Source organism: Cryobacterium sp. MLB-32 (assembly GCF_000738085.1).
Taxonomy (GTDB): domain Bacteria; phylum Actinomycetota; class Actinomycetes; order Actinomycetales; family Microbacteriaceae; genus Cryobacterium.
In genome coordinates, this window is the sequence record NZ_JPRS01000610.1 from 1 (window position 1) to 2837 (window position 2837).

A 2837-nucleotide genomic window follows, 5' to 3' on the forward strand; every position below is an offset into this window, starting at 1 on the left:
CTCCGCGCTCCGAGCGCTAGGAGAAGGGGAAGCCCACTACCTGCCGGATGCGAGAGAGGGCACGCTACAGAGCATGCCCCGAAACTCAAATCTAGAGCGGAGTCGGCCAACATCCGGGCAAAAAGAAAGGCCCCGTGACCGATAGAATTACCGATCAAAGGGCCTTTATGTGTAGCGGGAGCGGGAATTGAACCCGCGACACCACGATTATCTATCGGCAAATATTGGGCAATTATTGGAGTTCAATACGGTCATGGATCCCAATGAATCATTGGGATTGTGATCACTTGATTCGCTGAGGGGCAGGCTCAATGTGCGGGGTAAATGCGGGGTTTGGGGCGAATGCTGCATGGATCACGTTGACGGAATCGCGAAGCGTTGCAAACCGGTACAGATGGGACTTGAAATCTAATGTGCCCGCAATTAGCCGGCGGGTCTGGCCTCAGACCGAACTAGAACGCGGGCTGTTGAATCATTTGAAGAATCTTGAAACCGGTGCATGAGCAGCCATCAAGCCGTTTGTCTCAGAGACCAACCCTCAGCGGGACGTTTTTAGTGGTTGAGAAGTTCGTGCGAGAGGACGACGGTGGCGAACTCGTCGTGGAGATTGATCGCGGTTATTCGGGAAAGTTCCGCCGCGCTGATTAAGCCGCCTTCGAGGTCTGCCCTGTCGAATGTGTGAGTGGCATCTACCGCAAAGTAGACGGTGTATCCCAGGTTTCCGCCAATGCGTGCCGTTGTTTCGCAGCAGTGGTTGGTGGTGATGCCGCAGATCACGATAGTAGAGATGGCGTTTTCTCGAAGCCAGGAGTCAAGATCGGGTGTGCCGTGAAAACTTGACTATGTCAAGGAATTTCGGACCCACTAGGGCAATCTAAGCCGGACCCACCGCGTTGATGGTGTTGCGGATAGGTCAGCGTTCGATGTAATGTCAGTGAATGCTGACTATTGCCTCCCGTGCTGATGTGATGAACCGTTTGGGTCGCGCGATGGCGGATCCGACCAGATCACGGATCCTGCTCTCACTGCTCGAGCGCCCCGGCTATCCGGGCGCATTAGCGACGGAGCTTGAGCTGACCCGGTCCAACGTGTCGAATCATCTGTCGTGCTTGCGCGGCTGCGGCATCGTCGCAGCCGTGCCGGAGGGCCGGTCGACCCGGTATGAGATCGCGGATCCTCATGTCACCCGGGCGCTGCTGGCCCTCGTCGACGTGGTGCTCGCCGTCGACGACGGTCTCGACTGTGTCGACGAGGCGTGCGAAGTGCCGCTGTGCTGCGGGACGGGAGCATGACCGCGCCCGCAGTCGGCCGGATCCGGGTCGTCGGCCCAATCCGGAAGCAGTTGCTGCGCCGCAGGATCCGGTGGATCGTGGCGGCGACGATCGCCTATAACGTCATCGAGGCGGTCATCGCCATTTCTGCCGGGACGGTCGCGTCCTCGGCGGCGCTGATCGGATTCGGCCTCGACTCCATCGTTGAAGTGCTCTCCGCCGCGGCGGTCGCGTGGCAGTTCGCAGCCCCCGACCCGGAGAAGCGGGAGAAGGTCGCGCTGCGGGTCATCGCCTGGTCGTTCTTCGCCCTCGCCGCCTATGTGACCGTCGACGCCGGGCTGTCCCTTTTCGGACTGCGGGAAGCGGAACACAGCCCCATCGGCATCGTCCTGGCCGCGGTGAGCCTCGCCGTCATGCCGTTCTTGAGCCTCGCCGAACGCCGAGCCGGCCGCGAACTCGGATCGGCGTCCGCCATCGCCGACTCCAAGCAGACTCTGATCTGCTCCTATCTTTCCGCAGCGCTGCTCGTCGGACTGCTGCTGAACACCCTGCTCGGGTGGGCGTGGGCGGACTCCGTCGCAGCGCTGGTGATAGTCGTCTTCGCCGTCCGCGAAGGACTCGAGGCCTGGCGCGGCGACGCTTGCAAGGTCCCCGTCTCCGCCCTCACAGGCGAGCGTGACGTTCAGGCGTGTGACTGCTGCTGACAGTTCGTCTCAGCCGGCGGCCGGCAGATTCTGGCGGGTGTGGGCGAGACGGTAGGAGGCGGTCCCGGTCTCGACGATGTTGCCGCCGAAGGTGAGCCGGTCCACGATCGCCGCGCAGAGCCTCGGGTCGGTGAACGTCTTAGTCCAGCCGGAGAACGACTCGTTCGAGGCGATCGCGACCGAGTTTTTCTCCTCCCGTTCTGTGAGGACTTGGAAGAGAAGTTCGGCGCCACGGCGGTCAAGTTCCATGTAGCCGAGTTCATCGATCATCAGTAGGTCGACCCGGCCGTATCGGGCGATTGTCCGGGCGAGGGTCTTCTCGTCTGCGGCCTCCACCAGCTCGTTCACCAGCCGGGTCGCGAGGGTGTATTTCACCCGGAATCCCTTCTCCGCCGCAGCAGTGCCGAGGGCGATGAGTAGGTGCGACTTCCCGGTCCCGGAGTCGCCGATCAGGCAGAGCGGCTGGCCGCGGCGAACCCAGTCGCCGGTCGCGAGGGTATTGATCGTGGCCGGGTTGATGGTCGGGTTCGCGTCGAAGTCGAAGTCCCCGAGCCACTTGTCCCTCGGGAATCCAGCGGCCTTGACCCGGCGGACGGAAGAGCGCCGGTCGCGGTCGTCGCACTCCGCCAGAAGCAGCTCCGCCAGGAACCCCTGATAGGACAGCTGCTCCTTCTGGGCGACCGAGGTCGTCTCCCCGACGACGGCGCGGATCGTGGGAAGACGAAGCCGCCGGCAGGCCTGATCGATGGCAGCGTCCGCGGCCTCCTCGGTCAGTCCCCGACGACGCCGGAGAGTCGCGGTGATGGTAGTCGTGGTGGTCATGATCCTGTTCCTTTCTCCATGGTGGACGTGATTGCGGGAG

At 62.5% G+C, this 2837-nt stretch carries 3 protein-coding genes and 1 pseudogene; 2 read left to right on the forward strand and 2 right to left on the reverse strand.

What is annotated here, in order from left to right:
- Nucleotides 1-552 precede the first annotated feature (552 nt).
- A pseudogene (locus JF66_RS20290) lies at nt 553-816 on the reverse strand (isochorismatase family protein); the annotation flags it as partial.
- A gap of 122 nt (nt 817-938) precedes the next feature.
- Between JF66_RS20290 and JF66_RS20295 the strand changes: the two are divergent.
- On the forward strand, nt 939-1292 hold the full coding sequence (locus JF66_RS20295; RefSeq protein ID WP_035880722.1) for a helix-turn-helix transcriptional regulator: 354 nt from the start codon (nt 939-941) through the stop codon (nt 1290-1292).
- Nucleotides 1289-1975, forward strand: coding sequence for a cation transporter (locus tag JF66_RS20300; RefSeq protein WP_035880726.1), 687 nt, complete (start codon nt 1289-1291; stop codon nt 1973-1975). The genes JF66_RS20295 and JF66_RS20300 overlap by 4 nt, the downstream gene beginning before the upstream one ends.
- Nucleotides 1976-1984: 9 nt before the next feature.
- On the opposite strand, the gene istB is transcribed toward JF66_RS20300, so the two are convergent.
- Nucleotides 1985-2797 (reverse strand): IS21-like element helper ATPase IstB, encoded by an 813-nt coding sequence (istB, locus tag JF66_RS20305; protein ID WP_035880723.1) that lies wholly within the window; start codon nt 2795-2797, stop codon nt 1985-1987.
- Nucleotides 2798-2837 lie beyond the last annotated feature (40 nt).

Bases quoted from the DNA above. Each gene is read 5' to 3' on its own strand.
- istB (WP_035880723.1), bottom strand. From the start codon at position 2,797: ATGACCACCACGACTACCATCACCGCGACTCTCCGGCGTCGTCGGGGA.
- JF66_RS20300 (WP_035880726.1), top strand. From the start codon at position 1,289: ATGACCGCGCCCGCAGTCGGCCGGATCCGGGTCGTCGGCCCAATCCGG.
- JF66_RS20295 (WP_035880722.1), top strand. From the start codon at position 939: ATGCTGACTATTGCCTCCCGTGCTGATGTGATGAACCGTTTGGGTCGC.